The sequence below is a fragment of the Telluria sp. LT1R51-2 genome, assembly GCF_059685775.1.
The window spans coordinates 3,744,264-3,765,563 of the sequence record NZ_JCASIM010000001.1; the positions used below are offsets into that span (position 1 = coordinate 3,744,264).

Genomic DNA, 21,300 nt, shown 5'->3' on the forward strand with positions numbered 1-21,300 from the left:
GTTGCTAGACGCGTTCGACGATCAGGGCGATGCCCTGGCCGACGCCAATGCACATCGTGCACAGCGCGTAGCGCCCGCCCGTGCGGTGCAACTGGTTCACCGCGGTCATGACGAGACGCGCACCGGACGCGCCCAGCGGGTGGCCCAGCGCGATCGCACCGCCGTTCGGGTTCACGTGCGCCGCATCGTCCGGCAGGCCCAGGTCGCGCAGCACGGCCAGGCCCTGCGCGGCAAACGCTTCGTTCAATTCGATCACGTCCATCTGGTCCAGGCTCAAGCCCGTTTGCGCCAACAGCTTCCTGACAGCGGGCGCCGGGCCGAAGCCCATGATGCGCGGCGCCAGGCCGACGGTGGCCATCCCGATCACGCGGGCGCGCGGGGTCAAGCCGTGGCGCGCCGCAGCCTCGCCAGAGGCCAGCAGCAGCGCGCAGGCGCCGTCGTTCAGGCTCGATGCGTTGCCGGCGGTGACCGAGCCTTCCGGGCTCACGACGCCTTTCAACTTCGCCAGCGCCTCGAGGCTGGAATCGGCGCGCGGCTGTTCGTCAGTGTCGACGATGCGCGTTTCCTTCTTGCCCTGAAGCGTGACCGGCACGATCTCGTCCTTGAAGACGCCAGCGGCATGCGCCTGCGCCCAGCGCTGCTGGCTGCGCAGCGCGAACGCGTCCTGGTCGGCGCGGCTGACATTGAATTCGCGCGCCACGTTTTCGGCCGTTTCGGGCATCGAGTCGATGCCGTACTGCGCCTTCATGCGCGGGTTGACGAAGCGCCAGCCTAGCGTCGTATCCTCGATTTTCGCGGCGCGCGAAAACGCGCTGTCGGCCTTGCCCATGACGAACGGCGCGCGCGTCATGCTCTCGACGCCGCCCGCGGTCACCAGCTGCGCTTCGCCGGCCTTGATCGCGCGCGCAGCGGTGCCGATGGCGTCCATGCCCGAGCCGCACAGGCGGTTGATCGTGTTGGCCGGCACGTCCTGCGGCAGCCCGGCCAGCAGCGCAGCCATGCGGCCGACGTTGCGATTGTCTTCGCCCGCCTGGTTTGCGCAGCCGTAGAACAGATCGTCGACCTGGGCCCAGTCCACGCCGGGGTTACGGGCCATCAGCGCGGCGATGGGCAGCGCGGCCAGATCGTCGGCGCGCACAGTCGAGAGCAACCCGCCGTAGCGGCCGAAGGGTGTGCGGATGGCGTCGCAGATGAAAGCGTCAAGCATGCTGGTTTCCTTGTTCATTGTTTGGGACGGCCGTCGACCACGCGCCGGGCCTTGCCGGTCAGCGTGCGCTCGATGCCTTGCGGCGGCAACAGGCGCACGCGCGTGGTCACGCCGACATAGGTCTTGATGCAGTGCTGCAGTTCGCGCGACTGCGCCTCCACGGCGTCAGGCGGGAGCAGCGTATCGCGCAGCTCGCACAGCACCTCGAGCGTGTCGAGGTGGCCGTCGCGCGCCACGACCAGCTGGTAGTGCGGCGCCAGTGCGGGCATGCGCAGCACCAGCTCCTCGATCTGGCTGGGGAACACGTTCACGCCACGGATGATCAGCATGTCGTCCGAGCGCCCCGTGATGCGGCCCATGCGGCGCATCGCGCGCGAGGTCGGCGGCAGCAGGCGTGTCAGGTCGCGCGTGCGGTAGCGGATGATCGGCAGCGCTTCCTTGGTCAGCGACGTGAATACCAGCTCGCCCTCTTGCCCATCGGGCAGCACCTCGCCCGTGTCGGGGTCGATGATCTCGGGGTAGAAATGGTCTTCCCAGATCACGGGGCCATCCTTGCTCTCGATGCATTCGCTGGCCACGCCGGGCCCCATCACTTCGGACAGGCCGTAGATGTCCACTGCATCGATGCCGGCGCGCGTCTCGATCTCGCGCCGCATCGCATCGGTCCACGGCTCGGCGCCGAAGATGCCGACCTGCAGCGACGACGCTGCCGGGTCAAGCCCCTGGCGCGTGAATTCCTCGACGATGTTGAGCATGTACGACGGCGTGACCATGATGATCGACGGCTTGAAGTCGCAGATCAGCTGCACCTGCTTCTCGGTCTGCCCGCCCGACATCGGCACCACCGTGCAACCGAGGCGCTCGGCGCCGTAGTGCGCACCCAGCCCCCCGGTGAACAGGCCGTAGCCGTAGGCGATGTGCACCAGGTCGCCCCGGCGCCCGCCGGCGGCGCGGATCGAACGCGCCACGATGTTCGCCCAGGTGTCGATATCGCTCTGCGTGTAGCCGACGACGGTGGGCTTGCCGGTGGTGCCGGACGACGCGTGCACGCGCACCACCTGCTCGCGCGGCACGGCGAACATGCCGAACGGGTAGTTGTCGCGCAGGGCCTTCTTTTCGGTGAACGGAAATTTCGCCAGGTCGGCCAGCGTCTTGAGATCGGCCGGATGCACGCCGGCGGCGTCGAACGCGGCGCGGTAGTGCGGCACGTTGTCATACGCGTGCTGCAGCGTCCATTGCAGGCGTTGCAGTTGCAGCGCCTGCAATTCGTCGCGGCTGGCGCGCTCGATCGGTTCCAGGTCGCCCGGTGCGGGAAGGTGTTGGACCATCTGTCGACTCCTTGTGGTTCAGGCGTCCACGGGCGCCACGGTGCCGCTGATGCGATGCGATTTGCCGCGAAACAGCGCGATGGTACGCCCGTCCGCGGCCTTCACCGTGACGTCGTAGACGCCGGTTTTGCCCTGCAGCGCCTGCTCGGTGGCTTCGGCCACCAGCACGTCGTCCGCGCGCCCCGGCGCAAGATAATCGATCGTGCAGCCGGCGCCCACGGTGCTGAGGTTGTGCGAGTTGCAGGCGAACGCAAAGGCGCTGTCGGCCAGCATGAAGATGTAGCCGCCGTGGCAGGTCGCGTGCCCGTTGAGCATGTCGGCGCGCACCGTCATCGTCATGCGCGCGTAGCCGGGCCGGATCTCGGCCAGCAGCATGCCCAGCGCCTGGCTGGCCGGATCGCGTTCGAACATCGTGCGCCCGGCCAGCTCGGCCAGCGCCTGCGCATTCTGATCGTGACCATCATGCATGAAAGCGCGCCCCCTGCGGATCGGCGGCCAGCTTGCGGCGCAACAGCGGCGAGACGCGGTAGCGGTCTTCGCCATACGTCGCGGCCAGATTCGCCAGCACGGTCACGACCTGCCCCATGCCGATCGTATCGAGCCAGGCCAGCGGTCCACACGGATAATTCACGCCCTTCTGCATCGCGGTGTCCACGGCGCGCGCGCTGCACACGCCCTGGTGGACGGCGTCGGCCGCTTCGTTGGCCAGCATTGCCACCGTGCGCATCACGGCCAGGCCCGGGACGTCGTCCAGGCGCGTGACGACGAAACCGGCGGCCTGGAACAGGCCGACTGCCGCGCGCCATGCGTCATCGTTGCAACCGTCAGCCCGTGCGAGCGCGATGCGCGGCGCCGTGGCCGCATCGAACAGCAGATCGAACACGATGGTGTCGCGCTGATTGTCCGCCTGCGCGCGCTCGGTGGCGCTGCGCCCGTCAGTGAGATGGATCGCCGCGCCGCCGCAGTACAGGCCCGGTGCCGCTTCGATCTCGGTCAGCTCGATGCCGGAAGCCTGCAGCCGCGCGACGAGCGCATCGACGCTGCCGGGTGCACCGGCGTACTTCACCGCCGCCGGCCGGTCGCAGGCAGCTTCGGACTGCACGATGGGCATTTCCACGCCGTCGCCGTAGCGATAGAACCCGCGCCCCGTCTTGCGGCCCAGATAACCCGCGTTGACCAGCTCCTGCTGCAGCACCGATGGCGTGAAACGCGGGTCGCCAAAGTACGCTGCGAACACCGACTGCGTGACCGAGAAATTGACGTCATGCCCGATCAGGTCCATCAACTCGAAGGGCCCCATGCGAAACCCGCCGCACTCGCGCATGACGGCGTCGAGCGTGGCAACGTCGCCCGCCTGTTCGAGCAGCAGGCGCAGGGCTTCCCCATAGAACGGGCGCGCCACGCGGTTGACGATGAAGCCGGGGGTGGACTTGGCATGCACGGGGCTCTTGCCCCATTTTTCGGCGGTCGCATACACGACCTGCGCGACTTCGCGCCCGGTCGCCAGGCCGCTCACCACTTCCACCAGCGCCATCAGCGGCGCCGGATTGAAGAAGTGCATGCCGACCAGGCGTTCGGGATGCGTCAGTTGCGCGCCGATGGCCGTGACCGAGATCGATGACGTGTTGGTCGCCAGGATGCAGTCGCTGGTGACGACCGCTTCGAGTGCGGCAAACAGCGCGCGCTTGACTTGCAGGTCTTCGACGATGGCCTCGATGACGAGCACCGCACCGGACGCTTCGTGCAAGGCATCGATGCGGCGCAGGCGTTCACGCGCCAGATCGGATTCGACGGCGCCCATGCGCCCCTTGGCGACCAGGCGCGCATAGGTCGCGCCGATCTGCGCGATGGCGTTGTCGGCGGCGCCGGTCCGGATATCGAACAGCAGCACCTGATGGCCGGCCGTGGCCGCGACCTGGGCGATGCCGGCGCCCATTGCGCCGCTGCCGATGACGGCAATCGTCGAATGCGGTGGCAGTGACTGCATCTTCACTCCCCCTTGAACTGCGGCGCGCGCTTGGCCATGAATGCGGCGACGCCTTCGCGGTAGTCGTGGCTGTTACCGAGTTCGCGCATCATGTCGGCTTCGAGCTGCAGCTGCTGCTCCAGCGTATTGGCGTAACTGGCCTGGAAGGCGCGCTTGGTAAATGCCAGGCCCTTGGTCGGCGCGGCGGCGAAGTGTTTCGCCATGGCCAGCGCTTCGTCCATCAGCACGTCGTCCGGCACGCAGCGCCAGATCAGGCCCCAGGCTTCGGCTTTTTCGGCGCTGAGTTTTTCGCCGAGCATGGCCAGGCCCATCGCGCGCGCGGGGCCGATCAGGCGCGGCAGATGCCAGGTGCCGCCGGTGTCCGGGATCAGCCCCAGTTTGCTGAACGCTTCGATGAAGCTGGCCGATTGCGCGGCCAGCACGATGTCGCAGGCCAGCGCTAAATTAGCCCCGGCACCGGCGGCCACCCCGTTGACGGCGCAGATGACGGGCATCGGCAGGTTCTTGAGCGTCAGAACGAGCGGTGCGTAAAACTCTTCGACCGAGGCGCCCAGGTCGACACCCGGCGCGCCCGGATCGACGGCGCGGTCGGCCAGATCCTGGCCGGCACAAAAACCGCGGCCGGCCCCGGTCAGCACCAGCACGCGCACGGACTGGTCGGCCTGCACACGCGTGAGCGCATCGCGCACTTCGAGGTGCATGGCGCGGGTGAAGCTGTTGAGGCGATCGGGGCGGTTCAGGGTCAGGATGGCGACGCCGCCTTCTACCTTGAACTGGATGCTGTCGTAGTTCATCGTGGTCTCCGTTTTTGTTCTGGTTGCGCGCGGTTATTCAGCGATATCGAAATCCACCACCACCTTGTCGGTCACCGGGAAACTCTGGCAACTGAGCACGAACCCGCGCGCGACTTCATAGTCTTCCAGCGCGTAGTTCACGTCCATCTCCACTTCGCCGTCGAGCACCTTGCAGCGGCAGGTCGAGCACACGCCGCCCTTGCACGAGTAGCGCATGTCGATGCCCGCGCGCAGGCCCGCGTCCAGCAGCGATTCGGTGTCCCGGTCCATCGTGAAGCTGGCGGCACTGCCGTCCATGATCACGGTCACTTCGGTGTGTTGGCGCGCGCTGGCAGCAACCGCGCGCGGCGTGCGCTCGCGGGTTGGCGCACTCGCGGCAAACAGCTCGATGCGGATCTGCTCTTTTGCCAGCCCGGCAGCCTGCAGCGCGCGCGAGACACCATGCATCATGTCTTCGGGCCCGCAGATGAAGGCGACGTCGATCGCCTTGATGTCGATCCACTGGCGCAGGAACTGCGTGCACTTGTCTTCGGTGATGCGCCCGTTGAAGAGTTCAATGTCCTGCTGCTCGCGGCTCATCACGTACACCAGACGCAGGCGGTCCATGTACCCGTCCTTGAGGTCGGTGAGTTCATCGCGAAACAGCACGCTCGACGAGGCGCGGTTGCCGTAGACGATCGTGAAGCGGCTGCCCGGTTCGGCCAGCAGCGTGGTCTTGACGATCGACAGGATCGGCGTAATCCCGCTGCCGGCGGCAAACGCCAGGTAGTGGCGAGCGCTGGCTGCGTCGAGCGGCACGTTGAAGTTGCCGCTCGGGGGCATGACGTCCAGCTGTGCACCCGGTTGCAGGCTGTCGTTGGCCCAGCTCGAGAACTGGCCGCCGGGCGTGCGCTTGATCGCCACGCGCAGCTGGTCGTCCTGCACTGCCGAACAGATCGAGTATGAGCGGCGTACTTCGTCGCCATCGATCATGGTGCGCAGCGTCAGGTACTGGCCCTGGCGGTAGGCGAAGGTCTCTTTCAATGCCGGCGGCACGTCGAACGTCACGCACACGGCGTCGCGCGTTTCGTGTTTCACCTTGCTGACGGTGAGAGGATGGAATTGGCTCATGCTGGGCTTTAATGACACTTGAAATAATCGAACGGCTCGCGGCACTCGAGGCACTTGTAGAGCGCCTTGCACGGGGTCGAGCCGAATTCGCTGGTCAGCTGGGTGTGCGCCGAACCGCAGTGCGGGCAACTCACGGCCGGCGCAGCGCGGCGGCGGATGCCGGCATGCAGGCCGCTGATGTCGATCGCCTGCTGCACGGGCGGCGCGATGCCGTAGCCGGTGAGCGCAGCCTTGCCGGCAGCGCTCATCCAGTCGGTGGTCCAGGCAGGCGCCAGGCGCGTCGCGATGCGCACGCGTTCGAGGCCATGCGCGCGCAATGCGTCGCCAACGCTGTCGGCGATCACGGTCATGGCCGGACAGCCCGAATACGTGGGCGTGATCGTGACCACCCACGTGTCGTCTTCCAGCACTACGTCGCGCACGATGCCCAGGTCGACGATCGAGATGACGGGGATTTCCGGATCGGCAACTTCGCCCAGCCAGGCCCAGACCTGCTCGACCGACACGGCCAGCGCAGTCATCACCAGGCCGCGCCCGGATAGGCGCGCTGCAGGAACTGCATCTCGGCCAGGATGAAGCCAAGGCGCTCGCTGTGCCGGCCCTGCTTGCCGCCGCGCTGCATCCAGGCGTCAGGCGATGGCATGGTCAACGTGGCTTCGGCGAATATCTCGGCCAGGTGGCTCAGATAGGCTTCGCGCAGCGGTCCGACGGCCGGCGCGACGCCTTGCGCCACCATCGCCTCGTCCACCGCGTCGTACAGGAACATCTCGCCGCTGTACATCCACAGATCGTCCAGCGCGGTTTGCATCATCGCGTGGCTGGTGGCCGTGCCGTCGCCCAGGCGCACCACCAGATCGCCGCTGCGGCGCAGGTGGTACGTGACTTCCTTGAGCGACTTGGCCGCGATCTCGACGATGCGCGGGTCGCTCGAGCGGGTCAGGCCATCCATCAAAAAGTAATGCCACGCATCGAACAGGAACTGGCGCACGACGACGTCGGCATAACTGCCATTGGGCTGCTCGAGCAGGATGCAGTTGCGGTACTCGCCGCTGTCGCGCAGGAAGGCGAGGCGGTCTTCGTCGCGGCCCTGGCCTTCGAGTTCGGCGGCGTACGAGAGCCACATGCGGGTCTGGCCCAGCAGGTCAAGCGCCACGTTCGACAGCGCCATGTCTTCTTCGAGCGCCGGGCCCTTGCCGCACAACTGGCACAGTTGCTGCGACAGGATCAGGGCGTTGTCGCCCTGGCGCAGCAGGTAGTCGATTTTTGCATCCATGGGATTGGTCTCCGGCGCGCTCACAGATTCTTGACTTCTTCCGGCATCGGGAAGAACGTCGGGTGGCGATACACCTTGCTGTTGGCCGGCTCGAACAGCGAGGCCTTGTCGTGCGGGCTGCTGGCGACGATGTCGGCGGCGCGCACGACCCAGATCGAGACGCCTTCGTTGCGGCGCGTGTAGACGTCGCGCGCGTTGTTGACGGCCATTTCGGCGTCAGGGGCGTGCAGGCTGCCGACGTGCTTGTGGGCGAGGCCATGCTGGCTGCGGATGAAGACTTCCCACAGGGGCCATTCTTTGCTCATTGTTGTCTCCGTATTGCCATCGCATCGTGTGAGTGTGCGAATGTGCGAATGTGCGTTGGAATCAGGCGGCCACTTTTTTTGCGGCCTGCTTGTCGGCGTGCGCCACCAGCGCGTCGCGGAACCATTCGCCGTCGTCCCAGGCTTTGACGCGCGTGCGCAGGCGCTCGCGGTTGCACGGGCCGTTGCCCTTCAAAACGTCGTAGAACTCGCTCCAGTCGATCGCGCCGAAGTCGTACGAGCCGCGTTCGGCATTCCATTTGAGGTCGGGATCCGGTACCTTCAGGCCCAGGTACTCGGCTTGCGGCACGGTCTGGTCGACCATGCGCTGGCGCAGCTCGTCGTTGGAGAACAGCTTGATGCGCCAGGCGCTCGACTGCGCACTGTTGACCGACTCGGCATCGGACGGCCCGAACATCATCAGCGACGGCCACCACCAGCGATTGAGCGCATCCTGCGCCATCGCCTTCTGCTCGGGCGTGCCCTTCGCCAGCGCCATCATGATGTCGTAGCCCTGGCGCGCATGGAACGATTCTTCCTTGCAGACGCGGACCATGGCGCGCGCATACGGCCCGTACGAGCAGCGGCACAGCGGGATCTGGTTGATGATCGCCGAGCCGTCGACCAGCCAACCGATCGCGCCCATGTCGGCCCAGCTCAGGGTCGGGTAATTGAAGATGCTCGAATACTTGGCTTTGCCGGCATGCAGGGCCGCCAGCAGCTCATCGCGCGAGACGCCCAGGGTCTCGGCCGCGCTGTACAGGTACAGGCCGTGGCCGGCCTCGTCCTGGATCTTGGCCAGCAGGACCGACTTGCGCTGCAGGGTCGGTGCACGCGTGACCCAGTTGCCTTCCGGGAGCTGGCCAACGATCTCGGAATGGGCATGCTGCGAGATCTGCCGGATCAGCGTCTTGCGGTATGCTTCCGGCATCCAGTCCTTCGGTTCGATCTTGATCCCGGCGTCGATGCGCGCCTGGAATGCCTGCTCGTCAGCGCTCATGTCCTGTTCTGTGCGGACTTTATTGAGGCCTGTCTCCACCATTTGTGCGTACATGGATCTCTCCCGTTGCAAAATCTGTGCGAATCATAATACGATACAAAAAATCGGAAGTACACAATAATTTTGAATCATATCGAGCCAGACCGTGAATGACATGACCAGTACCCAGTGGATCGCCCACAGCCTGGCCACCGATCCGCCACGCCACAAGTCGCTGGTGGTGACGATCTGCGGCGACGCGATCGCGCCCCATGGCGGCGCCTTCTGGCTCGGCAGCATGATCGAGCTGCTCGCCCCCTTTGGCGTGAACGACCGGCTGGTGCGCACCAGCGTGTTCCGGCTGGTGCAGGAAGGCTGGCTGACGGCCAGCCGCGAAGGCCGGCGCAGCCGCTATGCGCTGGCGCCGACGGCACTGCCGCGCTTCGAACGCGCCAACCGCCGCATCTACGCAGCGCCCGGACAGGACTGGGATGGCCGCTGGACGTTCGTGCTGGCCACGAACGGCAGCATCGACAGTGACCTGCGCGCGCTGGTACGCAAGGAACTCGAATGGGAAGGCTTTGCGATGCTGGCCAGTGGCGTGATGGCGCATCCGGCGCCCGACCGCGACACACTGCGCGACATCCTCGCGCGCGCGGGGGCCGAGGGCCGCGTGTTCGTGTGCCAGGCCGATGAGGTGCCGGATGCCGGTTCGCGCCCGCTGCCCGAACTGGTCGGCGACTGCTGGAACCTCGATGCGGTGGTACTCGGGTACCGCGGCTTCATCGAAACGTTTGCCCCGCTACCGGCGTTGCTGGCGCGCGGCGACGTCAGTCCGGCGCACGCGTTCGCGATCCGCACCCTGCTGATCCACGCTTACCGCCGCGTACAGCTGCACGACCCGATGCTGCCGCTGCCCCTGCTGCCCGACCCGTGGCCGGGCGCGGACGCGTATGCGCTGGCACGCACCATTTACCAACTGAGCCACGAACGCGCCGAGGAACACGTGCTGGCCATGCTGCGTGTCGAGGACCCGGCCACGCCCGGGGCGGATGCGGCGTTTCGGGGCCGCTTCGGCGGGTTGGCGCCTGCTACCTTGTCGCAACCGTAAAACGCGCGCGCACGTGGCGCGGCTGCTCGATCTCGTCAACGATGGCGAGCGCCAGGTCGGCCACGGCGATGCCGGCCGGCTGCGCGCCATCCATCAGCAGGTCGTCGCCGCCAAGGCGATATGCACCGGTCGGCTCGCCCTGCCCCAGCATCGCCGGCGGGCTCAGATAGGTCCAGTCGAGCACCGTGTTGGCGCGCAGTGCTGTCAAGGCGTCGCGCGCGGCGCGCGCGCCGGGCACCACGTTGGGCGGCACGTGATCCAGAAACTGCGGCGTGTCGATCAGCTGCACGCCAGGCGCGACGAACAGGCTGCCGGCACCGCCCACCACCAGCAGGCGTCGCACGCCGCTGGCCTCGACGCCGCGCACGATCGCATCGAAGCCGCGCGTGAAGTTGTCGTACAGGACGGGATCGTTCCAGCCGGGATTGAAGGCCGAGACGACGGCGTCCGCGCCTTCCACGGCGCTGGCAACGGCGGCCGCATCGTAAGCGTCTGCGACGGCCACGGTCAGTCCGGGCTGCGCAGGCAGGCGCGCGGCGTCGCGCACCATGGCAGTGACCTGGTGGCCCCGTTGCAGCAGGGTGGCAAGGACGGCGGCGCCAACAAAACCGGTGGCGCCAATGAGGGCGATGTGCATGGTGACTCCTGAGTGCGTGAATGAGCTACTAACGATACCGGCTTCACGACGGGGCGATAAGATAGGCAGATTCACTATCACCTTGAAGCTGGGCTACCAGATGAACGATCTCAGACCGTACGCCGTGTTTGCCGAAACCGTCGCCGCCGGCTCGATGAGCGGTGCTGCACGCCGCCTCGGCATGAGCCCGTCGGCCGTCAGCCAGACCATCCGCGCGCTCGAGGCGCAGGCCGGTGTGACGCTGCTGCATCGCTCGACCCGCAAGCTCACGCTGACCGAGGCGGGTGCGCGCTGCTATCCGCATTGCCTGCGCCTGCTGGAAGCGGCAAGTGCGGCCAGCGATTCGCTGCTGCAGGCGCGCGATGCGCCCAGCGGCGAATTGCGGGTGGCCGCACCGGTGGGCTTCGGTGCCCATATCGCGCCGGCGCTGGCGCCCGTGCTGGCAGCCTGGCCGCAACTGCGTCTGCGTCTGCTGGTGGACGACGCCATGATCGACCTGATCGGCGAGCGCATCGACCTGGCGATCCGCGCCGGCCGCCTGCCCGATTCGCGCTGGATCGCGCGACCCCTGTGCCAGTTCGAGATGATCGTGTGCGCGGCGCCGGCCTACCTTGCGCGACACGGCGTGCCCGCCACGCCGCAGGCGCTGGCAGATCACGCCTGGCTCACTTCCACGCGCGACGGCGTCGACACCGTTGACGGTCCCGCCACGATGGCGCTCGATCTGCACCGGGCCGACGCCGATGCCGATGCCGACGCGGATGCCGACGTGCAGCTGCAGGTGCAGGCGCGCATCGTCAGCAACAACCAGCTGTCGCTGCACCAGATGTGCGAACAGGGCATGGGCCTGGCGCGCCTTGGCCACGCCGATGCGCATGCCGCGATCGAGCGCGGCGCGCTGATTCGCGTGCTGCCGCAGTGGCAGTCGGCGCCGCTGCTGGTATCGGCGATGACGCCGCGGCGCGACGGCGATCCGGCCAAGGTGCGCGTGGCGCTGGACGCGCTGCGTCGCCATTTCACGGCCCTGCCGGGAACCCGGCCGGCCTAGCGAACGCCTGCTGAAAACGGGTATCATCATCGTTCTACGCACCTTCCCAACACAGGACAACACCATGTCTATCAAGATCAGCAGCCAATTCGACGCTGGCGCCATCGAGGTCGTGAACGCCACGAGCGCGAACGCCATCGACCTGAACATCCGCAAGGATTCGCACGCCGACATCATCCAGTGGTTCTACTTCCGCCTGCAGGGCGCGCAAGGGCAAGCCTGCACCATCCGCCTGCTCAATGCCGGCAAGGCCGCCTATCCGGCCGGCTGGGAAAACTACCAGGCGATGGCCAGCTACGACCGCGTGAACTGGTTCCGCGTGCCGACCTCGTTCGACGGCAGCGTGCTGGCGATCGAGCACACACCCGGCATGGACAGCGTGTATTACGCCTACTTCGAGCCGTATTCGTTCGAACGCCACCTTGAGCTGCTCGACCGCGCCCAGATGGCCGAAAACGTGCGCATGCTCGACCTGGGTTCGACCGTCGATGGCCGCGACCTGAACATGCTGGTGATCGGCGAGCCGGCCGAAGGCAAGAAGAAAGTCTGGGTCATCGCGCGCCAGCATCCTGGTGAGACGATGGCCGAATGGTTCGTCGAAGGCATGCTCGATGCGCTGCTCGATCCGGCGAACCCGTTCGGCCGCCAGCTCCTGAAAGAATCGGTGTTCTACGTGGTGCCGAACATGAACCCTGACGGCTCGGTGCGCGGCAACCTGCGCACGAATGCCGCCGGCGCCAACCTGAACCGCGAGTGGCTCAATCCGAGCATGGAGCGCAGCCCTGAAGTCTTCCTGGTGCGCCAGAAGATGCACGAAACGGGCGTGGACGTGTGCCTGGACGTGCACGGCGACGAAGGCTTGCCGTATGTGTTCGTGGCCGGCAGCGAGTCGCTCCCGAACTTCACCGCCGAGCAGGGCGCGGCGCAGGCCAGCTTCATCGCCGACTTCAAGGTCGCCAGCCCCGACTTCCAGGACGTGCACGGCTACGGCAAGACGCCGTACACCGACCAGACCCTGACCATGGGCTCGCCGCACATCACGCACACCTTCGGCGCCCTGTCGCTGACGCTCGAACTGCCGTTCAAGGACAACGCGAACGACCCGGATCCGCTGGTCGGCTGGGACGGCGCACGCAGCGCGCGCCTGGGCGCAGCGGTGCTGCAGCCGGTGCTCAAGGCAATCCGCTCGCGTAAATAAGCTAGCCTCACTCATCCCGACACAGCTGGGGTCAGGTCTGACATTCGGACACGACCTCAGCCTTAAACCTGACACCAGCTGGGGTCAGGTCTGACATTCGGACACGACCTCAGCCATAGCCACGCCCAGTAGTGTCTTGCCCAGCATTAGCGTGGCCTGGTACCAGCGAGTTCCGACTGCCCGACTGTCGAGATCGTGTCCGAATGTCAGACCTGACCCCAGCTTTTCGGAACGAGGCCGTGTAATGCAAAGCGCCGTCGGATCGACGGCGCTTTTTTATGTCCACTGCACGCAGAACATCGACCGTACGGCTTACAGATCGACGCCCAGATGCGTCTTTACCCAAGCATTGGCGTCGCTGCTGCTGTCGAAATGCAGGGTGGCGATCGCGGTTTTATCCGGTGCCAGGAAGGTGGCGTACACCTTGCGGCTGTCCCCGCTCGAACTGAGCAGATCGGATTGGGGAGCGAGCTCGACGGTGGCTACCAGGTCGAGGTTGAGCAGCACGGTCTTCGGGCTGCTTTCCTTGTCGATGCGAACGAAACGGGTCATGCGTTTTCCTTAGTTGCCGGCAATGACCATGTTCTCGATCAGAATCGAGCCCGTGGTCTTGTTGCCGCGAACCAGCGTGTCGGTGCCGACGGCAACGATCTGCTGGAACATATCGCGCATATTGCCGGCGATCGTGATTTCTTCGACCGGATACTGGATCACGCCCTGCTCGACCCAGTAACCGGAGGCACCGCGCGAATAGTCGCCGGTGACGTAGTTGACGCCCTGCCCCATCAGTTCGGTAACCAGGAGACCCGTGCCGAGTTTGCGCAGCATACCTTCGAAGTCATCGGTACGGCGCGTGGCCGTCGAGACGATCTCGAGGTTGTGCGCGCCACCGGCGTTGCCGGTCGTTGGCATGCCCATCTTGCGCGCCGTGTACGACGACAAGAAATAGCCTTGCAGCACGCCATCGCTGATCACCTTGCGGCGCACGGTCTTGACGCCTTCGTCATCGAACGGGGCCGAGCCGACGCCGCCGATCAGATGCGGGTCTTCGACCACCTGAATATGCGATGGGAACACCTGCTTGCCGAGCATGTCGAGCAGGAACGTGGACTTGCGGTACAGCGCGCCACCGGAGACGGCTTGCACGAATGCACCCAGGAGGCCCGCAGCCAGCGGCGCTTCGAACAGCACCGGGCAGGTGCGCGTGGTCAGCTTGCGCGCGTTCAGGCGCGCCAGTGCGCGCTCGGCGGCGTAGCGGCCGACTTTTTCAGGCGCGGCCAGTTGCTTGGGGTCGCGCGACGACGTGTACCAGTCGTCGCGCTGCATCGCATTGCCCTTGCCGGCAATGGGTGCGACCGAGATCGTGTGACGCGAAAACGGATAGCCACCGATGAAACCACGCGAGTTGGCAGCGACGAAGTGCGACTGCTGCACATAGACGCTGGCGCCTTCGCTGTTGGTGATGCGCTTGTCGACGGCAAACGCGGCGGCCTCGCAGCGCTGGCCCAGTTCGACGGCTTGTTCGGTGGAGATCGGCCACGGGTAGAACAGGCGCAGGTCGCGCGGCGCGGTTTCGATCAGTTCGGCGTCGGGCAGGCCGGCGCAGTCGTCTTCGGCTGTAAAGCGCGCGATGTTCGATGCGGCTTCGACCGTGGCCTTGAGCGAATCGGCGGAAAAATCGGACGTGCTGGCGTTGCCGCGGCGCTGGCCGAAATACACGGTGATGCCCAGGCCCTTGTCCTTGTTCTGCTCGATCGTCTCGATGTTGCCTTTACGCACAGAAACCGACAGCCCGCTCCCTTCACTGATTTCGACCGCCGCGTCGGACGCGCCCTGCTCGCGCGCGAGGGCCAGCATGTCGCGCGCCAGCTGTTTCAGCTGATCCTGAGTGTGGGTAAAAGGGGTGTCGTTCATCGGTGTTTTTCGTGGCCAGCCCTAAAACAGTTATCATAGCAGCCGTTTACTGTTTTCACTGATCGGCCCAGCGCCAATCAAATCATTCAAATCATGCCTAATCCAAATCGCGGCTCGGTGGGCTTCCAGTCCAACGAGTTCGAACCAGAGTACGACCGTCCCTCCAAGTCTGAGCTCAAGCGCCAGTCGAACGAGCTGCAAAAGCTCGGCGAGCAGCTCGTCGAAGCAGCGCGTGACCGCGTCAAGCGCGTCGAGATGCCGGAGGACGTGCGCGATGCCATCCTCACGTGCCAGACCATCACCAACCACGAAGGCCGGCGCCGCGCGCTGCAATTCGTGGGCAAGAAAATGCGCACGCTGAACGAAGAAGAAGTCGCCGTCATCCAGCGCACGATCGACAGCTGGAAAGGCGCGTCGAAGGCCGAAACCGCATCGCTGCACGCGCTCGAACGCCGCCGCGACAAGCTGCTGTCGGACGACACGGCGCTGACCGTACTGCTCGAAGAAAATCCCGAGCTCGACGTCCAGCACCTGCGTACCCTGATTCGCAACGCGCGCAAGGAAGTGGCCGAGTCCAAGCCGCCAAAAGCCTTCCGCGAAATCTTCCAGATCCTCAAGGACCTGCAAAAGAAGAAGAAAGCCGACGCCGCAGCCGCTGCCGACGAAGAAGCGAACGATGACGAGTCCGATGACGAGTAACAACGATGTGCTGGTGATCGGCCTGGTCTCCGTCTCCGACCGCGCCAGCGGCGGCGTCTACGAAGACCAGGGCATCCCGGCGCTGAACGACTGGCTGGCCAGCGCGCTCACGACCCCGTACCGGATCGAGACGCGCCTGATCCCGGACGAGCGCGCGGCCATCGAAGCCACGCTGACCGAACTGGTCGATACGGCGCGCTGCCACCTGGTGCTCACCACCGGCGGCACCGGCCCGTCGCGACGCGACGTCACGCCCGAGGCCACGCTGGCGGTTGCCACCAAAGAGATGCCGGGCTTCGGCGAACAGATGCGCCAGATCAGTCTGCGCTTCGTGCCGACCGCGATCCTGTCGCGCCAGACCGCCGTGATCCGTGAAACCGCCGACCACGCGGCCCTGATCATGAACCTGCCGGGCCAGCCCAAGTCGATCAAGGAAACACTCGAAGGCCTCAAGGACGACACCGGCGCCACGATCGTGGGCGGCATCTTTGCGGCTGTTCCCTATTGCGTCGACCTGATCGGTGGCCCGTACATGGAAACCCATCCTGCGGTGAGCAAGACCTTCCGCCCCAAATCGGCATTGCGAAAGACACCATGACCCAGCTGCTGGACAATATCGAAATCGAGACCGCCCCGAATCCGACCATCGCCGTCGTCTGGCTGCACGGCCTGGGCGCCGACGGCAACGACTTCGTGCCGCTCGTGCGCGAACTGGACCTGACCGGCCTGCCGGGCATCCGCTTCGTGTTCCCGCATGCGAACACGATGCCGGTGACGATCAACGGCGGCTACGTGATGCGCTCATGGTACGACATCGTCGCCACTGACCTCACACGCCGCGAAGACGAAGGCGGCCTGCGCGCATCGCAGCTGCAGGTCGAGGCGCTGATCGCCCGCGAAAAAGCGCGCGGCATTCCGGCCTCGCGCATCATCCTGGCTGGCTTCTCGCAGGGTTGCGCGATGACGCTGCAAACCGGTTTGCGCCATCCGGAGAAACTGGCGGGCATGCTGTGCCTGTCCGGTTACCTGCCGCTGTCCAGCGTCGCCGGCGCCGAGCGCAGCGAAGCGAGCCTGGGTACGCCGATCTTCATGGCGCACGGCGTACAGGATCCGGTGGTGCCGTTTGCCCGCGCCGAAGAGTCGCGCAAGGTCGTCGAGGCGCTCGGCTATCAGGTCGAGTGGCATGCGTATCCGATGCAGCACACGCTGTGCCTCGAAGAGGTGCAGGACATTTCAAAGTGGATTCGCAAGGTCGTCGCGTAACACCGCCAACGGCGGCCCTCACCCCCGGAGGGCCGTCGTCAACGCGGCCTCCACGGCATCGGCAAGCCGCGACACGATCTCCGACAACTCCCCCGGCGTCACGATAAACGGCGGCGCCAGCAACACGTGGTCACCCAGCTGACCATCGATCGTCCCACCCATCGGATACACCAGCAAGCCGCGCGCCATTGCCTCGGCCTTGATCGCCGCGTGCAGTTTGACTTCCGGCGCGAAGGGCGCCTTCGTCTCGCGGTCGCGCACGAATTCCAGCGCCAGGAACAGCCCGCGCCCGCGGATGTCGCCCACGTGTTCGTGCGCGCCAAACACCTCGTCCAGCATCCGTCGCAGCAGCCCGCCGCGACGCCCTACCTGCGCCAGCAGGTCATCACGCTCGATCACCTGCTGCACCGCCAGCGCCGCCGCTGCCGCCACCGGGTGGCCGATATACGTGTGCCCGTGCTGGAACATGCCGCTGCGCTGGCGCAGCGTGTCGACGATCGCCTCGTGCGCCAGCACCGCGCCGATCGGCTGGTAGCCGGCGCCCAGGCCCTTGGCCACGGCTACGATGTCCGGCGCCACGCCCTCCTGCCCGATCGCGTACATGCTGCCGGTGCGGCCCATCCCGCACATGACCTCATCGGCGATGAACAGGATGCGATGGCGGTCGCAGATATCGCGCACGCCCTGGAAGTAGCCCGGCGTGGGCGGGATCGCGCCGCCGGTGGCGCCCACCACCGGCTCGGCGACGAAAGCGATGATGGTGTCCGGCCCGGCCTTGATGACCGCTGTTTCGAGTTCGTCGAGCAGGCCGGCCGTGTAGTCGTCGAGCGACAAGCCGTCGCCGCAACCCCGGTAGGCGTAGCAGGGCGCGACGCGCAGCGCCTCTTTCAGCAGCGGGGCAAAGGCGCGCTTGCGCCACTCGTTGCCGCCCACGCCCAGCGCGCCGAGCGTGTTGCCATGGTAGCTCTGGCGGCGCGCGATGAATTGCGTGCGCTGCGGCTCGCCCGCTTCAACCCAGTACTGGCGCGCCAGCTTGAGCGCGGTCTCCATCGCTTCCGAACCGCCCGAGACGAAATACACGCCGCCCATGTCCTGTGGCCCGCCGGCGATCAGGCGCTCGGCCAGTTGCTCGGCCACGTCGGTGGTGAAAAACGCGGTGTGGGCATACGCGCAGCGGTCGATCTGGCGGTGCATGGCGGCGATGACGTCCGGGTGGCCATGGCCCAGCGACGACACGGCCGCGCCGCTGCTGGCATCGAGGTAGGTCTTGCCGCTGCTGTCGCGCAGCACGATGCCTTCGCCGCCGACTGCCATGGGCGGCACCTGGCGCAGGTTGCGGTGGATGATGTGGCTCATGGACGGCTCCCTCGGCGGTGACTGCAACGCTTGACGATAAGCGTGCTCCGAGGCACTTCTTTTGATTTTTAGCGCGGGCCGTGCGAATATTTTCCTGCCTTCAATTTCGATACAACAGGCGGGTATGCTCGATGAATGAACGTCTCGGCCCCATCCCCGATCACGCTTTGACCACGGCCCAGCGCGCTGCCGCGCAGGAGATCATCGACGGCCCGCGCGGCGCCGTGTATGGCCCGTTCGTGCCGCTGCTGCGCAGTCCGGAACTGATGCTGCATGCGCAGCGCATGGGCGAGTACCTGCGCTATCGCAGCGCGCTCGGCGTGCGCTTGTCGGAGCTGGCAATCCTGCTCACGGCGCGCCAGTGGGACCAGGCCGTCGAATGGGCGATCCATGCGCCGATCGCGGCGCAGGCGGGGATTCCGGCGGCCGTCATTGCAGCCATCGCGGCGCGCGAGCGGCCTGCGGACATGCTGGTCGACGAGGCAGTGGTGCACGACTTCTGCATTGCGCTGCACGAGACCAAGGCAGTACCGGACCGCGTGTATGCGGATGCGCTGGCGCTGTTCGGTGAACAGGGCGCGGTCGACTTGATGGGGATCTGCGGCTACTACACGCTGCTGGCGATGGTGATGAATACGGCGCGCACCGCCGTATCGGATACAGGCGAGCCGCTTGGCGGCCCGCCCGCTGGTCTACCTTGATTACGGCTTACTTCGGATACGCCACGACGTCGGCCTGCTGCTCGCCGAGACCGGCGATGCCCAGGCGCAGCTGATCGCCCTTTTTCAGGAAGCGCTGCGGCGTGCGGCCCATGCCTACGCCCGGCGGCGTGCCGGTGGTGATGACATCGCCCGGTTCGAGCGTCATGAAGCGCGACACGTAGCTCACGAGCTGCGCGACGCTGAAGATCATGCTGGCCGTGTTCCCGGTCTGCATGCGCTTGCCGTTCAGTTCCAGGTACAGGTCGAGGTCCTGCACATCAAGGATCTCGTCGCGCGTGACGAGGAACGGGCCGACCGGAGCGAACGTATCGCAGCCCTTGCCCTTGTCCCACTGCGAGCCCATCTCGAACTGATAGGCGCGCTCAGTCACATCATTCACGACGCAATAGCCGGCGACGAACTTGAGCGCGTCTTCTTCGCTCACGTACTGCGCGCGCGTGCCGATGATCACGCCGAGTTCGACTTCCCAGTCGGTTTTCTTCGAGCCCTTCGGCAGCTGGATCGGATCGTCCGGGCCGTTCAGGGCGCTGATCGCCTTGGTGAAGAAGATCGGTTCGGCCGGCACCTCGGCGCCCGTTTCGCGCACGTGGTCCAGGTAGTTCATGCCGATGCCGATGAATTTGCCGATACCCCTGACCGGTACGCCCAGGCGCGGATTGCCACGCACGAGGGGCAGCGTTTTCTGGTCGAGTTTGGCGAGTTTGCGCAGCGCCTTGTCGGACAGCTGCGACGGATCGATATCGTCGATGATCCCGGACAGGTCGCGCAGGCGGCCCTCTTCATCGAACAGGCCCGGCTTTTCCTTGCCCGGGCGGCCATAGCGGACCAGTCTCATGATGTCATTCCTGTAGAAAAACGCGAATGATACCAATGAATGGGATCAATGAATGCGCTAGTGGCTCAGCAGATAGGCGCTGATGTCGATCGCATCGCGCTCGCTCACGCCCATGTTCGGCATCGCATTGCCCGGATCGATCGCCTGCGGATCACGGATCCAGCGCACCAGATTGGCCTGGGTATTGGGCAGCTTGCCGGCGATGTAGCGCTGCTGCGCGAGTTCGTCGAGCGGCCGGCCCACGCGCACGTCGGAACCGGGCACGCCCGGCACCACGTGGCAGGAATGGCAGGCGTACTGCGCGGCGGCGATCTTGCCGCGCATCGGGTCGCCCACCAGACCGGGGGCGAGCTTCGGTGCGCAGCCGGCCAGCAGCGCGGACACGCCAAGGAGGATGGTGATCGTGGATTTCATGGCTGGCCCTCCTGACCCTGCTGCGCGCGGCCCGTTGCTGTCTGCTCGACATGCGGCGGAGCCGCACCGCCCGCCGTCATGCGTTTGAAGTCCTGGCTCGTCATGCCCGGCATGGCGCCCACGAACGCCACCACGGCCCACATGTCCGGCTCGCTCAGGTGGTATTCCCAGGCCGGCATGCCGCTCATCTTGATGCCGTTGCGGGTGATCCAGTACAGCTCGCGCGTCTTCCAGTTGACATCGGCATCGACCAGCGGGCCCGGGGCCGGCTGCATGCTCATCCCGATCGTGCTGGGCGCGACGCCCGGGCCGCCGTGGCATTGCACGCAGTTGGCCTGGTAGACCAGCGCGCCGCGCTGCAGGCGTTCGGGCGTGTTCAGGTTGGGTGGCACCACGACCTCGCGCGCGTGGTTCTGCACCGAGTACTGCATGCCCTCGCCCAGCACCGTGTAGACCAGCGCGTAATGCTGCGTGATCGCGCTCAGGTCATAGAAGCCCCCGCGCAGCACGATCAGGCCACCGACGGCGCCGATCGTTCCCGCGCCCAGCAGGGTCAACACCATGGTCTTGACGATAAGTCGTGCGCGATTCGATAGCATAGCCTAGGGCGTCCAGTTGAAAGAATGACATCTACTTTCCTTGTATTATAAAAGCCATCGCTTTTTCACGAAAAATCAACCGTGCGCAACCCATTTCGTCAACACCAACGCTTGTTTCCTGTGCTGCGGACTTGCCTGACTACGCACCTGAGCACGTGCCTGCGTACGGGCGCCCTGCTCGTCTGCGCAGCCCTGGCGAGTGGCTGCGCGAAGGAAGAACCCGCATCGCGCGTGGCCGGCGGCGACCCCGAACGCGGCCGCTTGCTGGTGCAGCAATACCAGTGCGCCGCCTGCCACTTCATCCCCGAAGTCCAGGGTCCGAATGGCGATGCCGGTCCGTCGCTCCAGGCCATGGGCCGCATGAGCTACATCGCCGGCAGCATCCCGAACCAGCCGGAGAACATGATCCGCTTCCTGCAGAATCCCCCCGCCGTGAAACCCGGCACCCTGATGCCGGCGCTCGGCATCAGCGACGACGAAGCGCGCCACATGGCCGCTTTCATGTATTCGCTCAAATAAGATGA

25 protein-coding genes are annotated in these 21,300 nt (G+C 66.0%); 8 read left to right on the forward strand and 17 right to left on the reverse strand.

Going from position 1 to position 21,300, the window contains the following annotated elements; genetic code table 11:
- Positions 1 to 4 precede the first annotated feature (4 nt).
- The 10 genes from pcaF to paaA form a co-directional block, all read right to left on the reverse strand.
- Positions 5 to 1,207 (reverse strand): 3-oxoadipyl-CoA thiolase, encoded by a 1,203-nt coding sequence (gene pcaF / locus AC56LH_RS16475; protein WP_499647776.1) that lies wholly within the window; start codon positions 1,205 to 1,207, stop codon positions 5 to 7.
- Between the two features lie 14 nt (positions 1,208 to 1,221).
- Positions 1,222 to 2,535 (reverse strand): phenylacetate--CoA ligase PaaK, encoded by a 1,314-nt coding sequence (gene paaK / locus AC56LH_RS16480; RefSeq protein ID WP_499647778.1) that lies wholly within the window; start codon positions 2,533 to 2,535, stop codon positions 1,222 to 1,224.
- 18 nt (positions 2,536 to 2,553) lie between these two features.
- Positions 2,554 to 3,003, reverse strand: a complete 450-nt coding sequence (gene paaI / locus AC56LH_RS16485; RefSeq protein ID WP_499647780.1) for a hydroxyphenylacetyl-CoA thioesterase PaaI — start codon at positions 3,001 to 3,003, stop codon at positions 2,554 to 2,556.
- Positions 2,996 to 4,522: a 3-hydroxyacyl-CoA dehydrogenase PaaH gene (gene paaH / locus AC56LH_RS16490; RefSeq protein WP_499647782.1), complete on the reverse strand. Its 1,527-nt coding sequence runs from the start codon at positions 4,520 to 4,522 to the stop codon at positions 2,996 to 2,998. The genes paaI and paaH overlap by 8 nt, the downstream gene beginning before the upstream one ends.
- A 2-nt stretch (positions 4,523 to 4,524) precedes the next feature.
- Positions 4,525 to 5,316, reverse strand: coding sequence for a 2-(1,2-epoxy-1,2-dihydrophenyl)acetyl-CoA isomerase PaaG (paaG, locus tag AC56LH_RS16495; RefSeq protein WP_499647784.1), 792 nt, complete (start codon positions 5,314 to 5,316; stop codon positions 4,525 to 4,527).
- Between the two features lie 33 nt (positions 5,317 to 5,349).
- On the reverse strand, positions 5,350 to 6,426 hold the full coding sequence (gene paaE, locus AC56LH_RS16500) for a 1,2-phenylacetyl-CoA epoxidase subunit PaaE (RefSeq protein WP_499647786.1): 1,077 nt from the start codon (positions 6,424 to 6,426) through the stop codon (positions 5,350 to 5,352).
- An 8-nt stretch (positions 6,427 to 6,434) separates the two neighbouring features.
- Complete coding sequence (gene paaD, locus AC56LH_RS16505) at positions 6,435 to 6,947, reverse strand: 1,2-phenylacetyl-CoA epoxidase subunit PaaD (RefSeq protein ID WP_499648501.1); 513 nt, start codon at positions 6,945 to 6,947, stop codon at positions 6,435 to 6,437.
- A complete protein-coding gene (gene paaC / locus AC56LH_RS16510; protein WP_499647788.1) occupies positions 6,947 to 7,699 on the reverse strand; it encodes a 1,2-phenylacetyl-CoA epoxidase subunit PaaC in 753 nt (250 codons plus the stop codon). The genes paaD and paaC overlap by 1 nt, the downstream gene beginning before the upstream one ends.
- Before the next feature lie 20 nt (positions 7,700 to 7,719).
- The gene (gene paaB, locus AC56LH_RS16515) at positions 7,720 to 8,004 is read right to left on the reverse strand and encodes a 1,2-phenylacetyl-CoA epoxidase subunit PaaB (RefSeq protein ID WP_332532214.1); all 285 of its coding nucleotides are present in this window, start codon (positions 8,002 to 8,004) and stop codon (positions 7,720 to 7,722) included.
- A 61-nt stretch (positions 8,005 to 8,065) separates the two neighbouring features.
- A complete protein-coding gene (gene paaA / locus AC56LH_RS16520; RefSeq protein ID WP_499647790.1) occupies positions 8,066 to 9,055 on the reverse strand; it encodes a 1,2-phenylacetyl-CoA epoxidase subunit PaaA in 990 nt (329 codons plus the stop codon).
- A gap of 100 nt (positions 9,056 to 9,155) precedes the next feature.
- Here paaA and paaX point away from each other — a divergent pair, with 100 nt between their 5' ends.
- On the forward strand, positions 9,156 to 10,091 hold the full coding sequence (paaX, locus tag AC56LH_RS16525) for a phenylacetic acid degradation operon negative regulatory protein PaaX (RefSeq protein WP_499647792.1): 936 nt from the start codon (positions 9,156 to 9,158) through the stop codon (positions 10,089 to 10,091).
- Here the strand turns inward: paaX and AC56LH_RS16530 are convergent.
- A complete protein-coding gene (locus tag AC56LH_RS16530) occupies positions 10,072 to 10,728 on the reverse strand; it encodes an NAD(P)-dependent oxidoreductase (protein ID WP_499647794.1) in 657 nt (218 codons plus the stop codon). The genes paaX and AC56LH_RS16530 overlap by 20 nt on opposite strands.
- A 100-nt stretch (positions 10,729 to 10,828) precedes the next feature.
- Between AC56LH_RS16530 and AC56LH_RS16535 the strand changes: the two genes are divergently transcribed.
- Positions 10,829 to 11,776: a LysR family transcriptional regulator gene (locus AC56LH_RS16535; protein WP_499647796.1), complete on the forward strand. Its 948-nt coding sequence runs from the start codon at positions 10,829 to 10,831 to the stop codon at positions 11,774 to 11,776.
- 64 nt (positions 11,777 to 11,840) lie between these two features.
- Positions 11,841 to 12,974, forward strand: coding sequence for a M14 family metallopeptidase (locus AC56LH_RS16540; RefSeq protein ID WP_332532210.1), 1,134 nt, complete (start codon positions 11,841 to 11,843; stop codon positions 12,972 to 12,974).
- 312 nt (positions 12,975 to 13,286) lie between these two features.
- Here the strand turns inward: AC56LH_RS16540 and AC56LH_RS16545 are convergent, their stop codons facing one another.
- On the reverse strand, positions 13,287 to 13,526 hold the full coding sequence (locus tag AC56LH_RS16545; protein ID WP_499581415.1) for a hypothetical protein: 240 nt from the start codon (positions 13,524 to 13,526) through the stop codon (positions 13,287 to 13,289).
- Between the two features lie 9 nt (positions 13,527 to 13,535).
- Positions 13,536 to 14,888, reverse strand: coding sequence for a metalloprotease PmbA (pmbA, locus tag AC56LH_RS16550; RefSeq protein ID WP_499647798.1), 1,353 nt, complete (start codon positions 14,886 to 14,888; stop codon positions 13,536 to 13,538).
- A gap of 93 nt (positions 14,889 to 14,981) precedes the next feature.
- Between pmbA and yjgA the strand changes: the two genes are divergently transcribed.
- Genes yjgA through AC56LH_RS16565 form a run of 3 tightly spaced genes read left to right on the forward strand, consistent with a single transcriptional unit; the run spans position 14,982 to position 16,850 of the window.
- Positions 14,982 to 15,587, forward strand: a complete 606-nt coding sequence (gene yjgA / locus AC56LH_RS16555; RefSeq protein WP_482896287.1) for a ribosome biogenesis factor YjgA — start codon at positions 14,982 to 14,984, stop codon at positions 15,585 to 15,587.
- Positions 15,565 to 16,185: a molybdopterin adenylyltransferase gene (mog, locus tag AC56LH_RS16560; protein WP_499647800.1), complete on the forward strand. Its 621-nt coding sequence runs from the start codon at positions 15,565 to 15,567 to the stop codon at positions 16,183 to 16,185. Before yjgA ends, mog begins: the two co-directional genes overlap by 23 nt.
- Positions 16,182 to 16,850 (forward strand): alpha/beta hydrolase, encoded by a 669-nt coding sequence (locus AC56LH_RS16565; protein WP_332532206.1) that lies wholly within the window; start codon positions 16,182 to 16,184, stop codon positions 16,848 to 16,850. The genes mog and AC56LH_RS16565 overlap by 4 nt, the downstream gene beginning before the upstream one ends.
- 18 nt (positions 16,851 to 16,868) lie before the next feature.
- On the opposite strand, the gene AC56LH_RS16570 is transcribed toward AC56LH_RS16565, so the two are convergent.
- Complete coding sequence (locus tag AC56LH_RS16570) at positions 16,869 to 18,206, reverse strand: aspartate aminotransferase family protein (RefSeq protein WP_499647802.1); 1,338 nt, start codon at positions 18,204 to 18,206, stop codon at positions 16,869 to 16,871.
- A 131-nt stretch (positions 18,207 to 18,337) separates the two neighbouring features.
- Between AC56LH_RS16570 and AC56LH_RS16575 the strand changes: the two genes are divergently transcribed.
- Entirely contained in the window at positions 18,338 to 18,907 is a 570-nt protein-coding gene (locus AC56LH_RS16575; RefSeq protein WP_499647803.1) for a carboxymuconolactone decarboxylase family protein, read from the forward strand.
- A gap of 7 nt (positions 18,908 to 18,914) precedes the next feature.
- Here the strand turns inward: AC56LH_RS16575 and AC56LH_RS16580 are convergent, their stop codons facing one another.
- The 3 genes from AC56LH_RS16580 to AC56LH_RS16590 are packed head-to-tail and all read right to left on the reverse strand — an operon-like array spanning position 18,915 to position 20,776.
- A complete protein-coding gene (locus AC56LH_RS16580) occupies positions 18,915 to 19,763 on the reverse strand; it encodes a fumarylacetoacetate hydrolase family protein (RefSeq protein ID WP_499647805.1) in 849 nt (282 codons plus the stop codon).
- A 57-nt stretch (positions 19,764 to 19,820) separates the two neighbouring features.
- A complete protein-coding gene (locus AC56LH_RS16585; RefSeq protein WP_499647807.1) occupies positions 19,821 to 20,177 on the reverse strand; it encodes a c-type cytochrome in 357 nt (118 codons plus the stop codon).
- Entirely contained in the window at positions 20,174 to 20,776 is a 603-nt protein-coding gene (locus AC56LH_RS16590; protein ID WP_499647809.1) for a c-type cytochrome, read from the reverse strand. The genes AC56LH_RS16585 and AC56LH_RS16590 overlap by 4 nt, the downstream gene beginning before the upstream one ends.
- Before the next feature lie 120 nt (positions 20,777 to 20,896).
- Between AC56LH_RS16590 and AC56LH_RS16595 the strand changes: the two genes are divergently transcribed.
- The gene (locus AC56LH_RS16595) at positions 20,897 to 21,295 is read left to right on the forward strand and encodes a c-type cytochrome (RefSeq protein ID WP_499647811.1); all 399 of its coding nucleotides are present in this window, start codon (positions 20,897 to 20,899) and stop codon (positions 21,293 to 21,295) included.
- Positions 21,296 to 21,300 lie beyond the last annotated feature (5 nt).

Bases quoted from the DNA above. Each gene is read 5' to 3' on its own strand.
- pcaF (WP_499647776.1), bottom strand. From the start codon at position 1,207: ATGCTTGACGCTTTCATCTGCGACGCCATCCGCACACCCTTCGGCCGC.
- paaK (WP_499647778.1), bottom strand. From the start codon at position 2,535: ATGGTCCAACACCTTCCCGCACCGGGCGACCTGGAACCGATCGAGCGC.
- paaI (WP_499647780.1), bottom strand. From the start codon at position 3,003: ATGCATGATGGTCACGATCAGAATGCGCAGGCGCTGGCCGAGCTGGCC.
- paaH (WP_499647782.1), bottom strand. From the start codon at position 4,522: ATGCAGTCACTGCCACCGCATTCGACGATTGCCGTCATCGGCAGCGGC.
- paaG (WP_499647784.1), bottom strand. From the start codon at position 5,316: ATGAACTACGACAGCATCCAGTTCAAGGTAGAAGGCGGCGTCGCCATC.
- paaE (WP_499647786.1), bottom strand. From the start codon at position 6,426: ATGAGCCAATTCCATCCTCTCACCGTCAGCAAGGTGAAACACGAAACG.
- paaD (WP_499648501.1), bottom strand. From the start codon at position 6,947: ATGACTGCGCTGGCCGTGTCGGTCGAGCAGGTCTGGGCCTGGCTGGGC.
- paaC (WP_499647788.1), bottom strand. From the start codon at position 7,699: ATGGATGCAAAAATCGACTACCTGCTGCGCCAGGGCGACAACGCCCTG.
- paaB (WP_332532214.1), bottom strand. From the start codon at position 8,004: ATGAGCAAAGAATGGCCCCTGTGGGAAGTCTTCATCCGCAGCCAGCAT.
- paaA (WP_499647790.1), bottom strand. From the start codon at position 9,055: ATGTACGCACAAATGGTGGAGACAGGCCTCAATAAAGTCCGCACAGAA.
- paaX (WP_499647792.1), top strand. From the start codon at position 9,156: ATGACCAGTACCCAGTGGATCGCCCACAGCCTGGCCACCGATCCGCCA.
- AC56LH_RS16530 (WP_499647794.1), bottom strand. From the start codon at position 10,728: ATGCACATCGCCCTCATTGGCGCCACCGGTTTTGTTGGCGCCGCCGTC.
- AC56LH_RS16535 (WP_499647796.1), top strand. From the start codon at position 10,829: ATGAACGATCTCAGACCGTACGCCGTGTTTGCCGAAACCGTCGCCGCC.
- AC56LH_RS16540 (WP_332532210.1), top strand. From the start codon at position 11,841: ATGTCTATCAAGATCAGCAGCCAATTCGACGCTGGCGCCATCGAGGTC.
- AC56LH_RS16545 (WP_499581415.1), bottom strand. From the start codon at position 13,526: ATGACCCGTTTCGTTCGCATCGACAAGGAAAGCAGCCCGAAGACCGTG.
- pmbA (WP_499647798.1), bottom strand. From the start codon at position 14,888: ATGAACGACACCCCTTTTACCCACACTCAGGATCAGCTGAAACAGCTG.
- yjgA (WP_482896287.1), top strand. From the start codon at position 14,982: ATGCCTAATCCAAATCGCGGCTCGGTGGGCTTCCAGTCCAACGAGTTC.
- mog (WP_499647800.1), top strand. From the start codon at position 15,565: ATGACGAGTCCGATGACGAGTAACAACGATGTGCTGGTGATCGGCCTG.
- AC56LH_RS16565 (WP_332532206.1), top strand. From the start codon at position 16,182: ATGACCCAGCTGCTGGACAATATCGAAATCGAGACCGCCCCGAATCCG.
- AC56LH_RS16570 (WP_499647802.1), bottom strand. From the start codon at position 18,206: ATGAGCCACATCATCCACCGCAACCTGCGCCAGGTGCCGCCCATGGCA.
- AC56LH_RS16575 (WP_499647803.1), top strand. From the start codon at position 18,338: ATGAATGAACGTCTCGGCCCCATCCCCGATCACGCTTTGACCACGGCC.
- AC56LH_RS16580 (WP_499647805.1), bottom strand. From the start codon at position 19,763: ATGAGACTGGTCCGCTATGGCCGCCCGGGCAAGGAAAAGCCGGGCCTG.
- AC56LH_RS16585 (WP_499647807.1), bottom strand. From the start codon at position 20,177: ATGAAATCCACGATCACCATCCTCCTTGGCGTGTCCGCGCTGCTGGCC.
- AC56LH_RS16590 (WP_499647809.1), bottom strand. From the start codon at position 20,776: ATGCTATCGAATCGCGCACGACTTATCGTCAAGACCATGGTGTTGACC.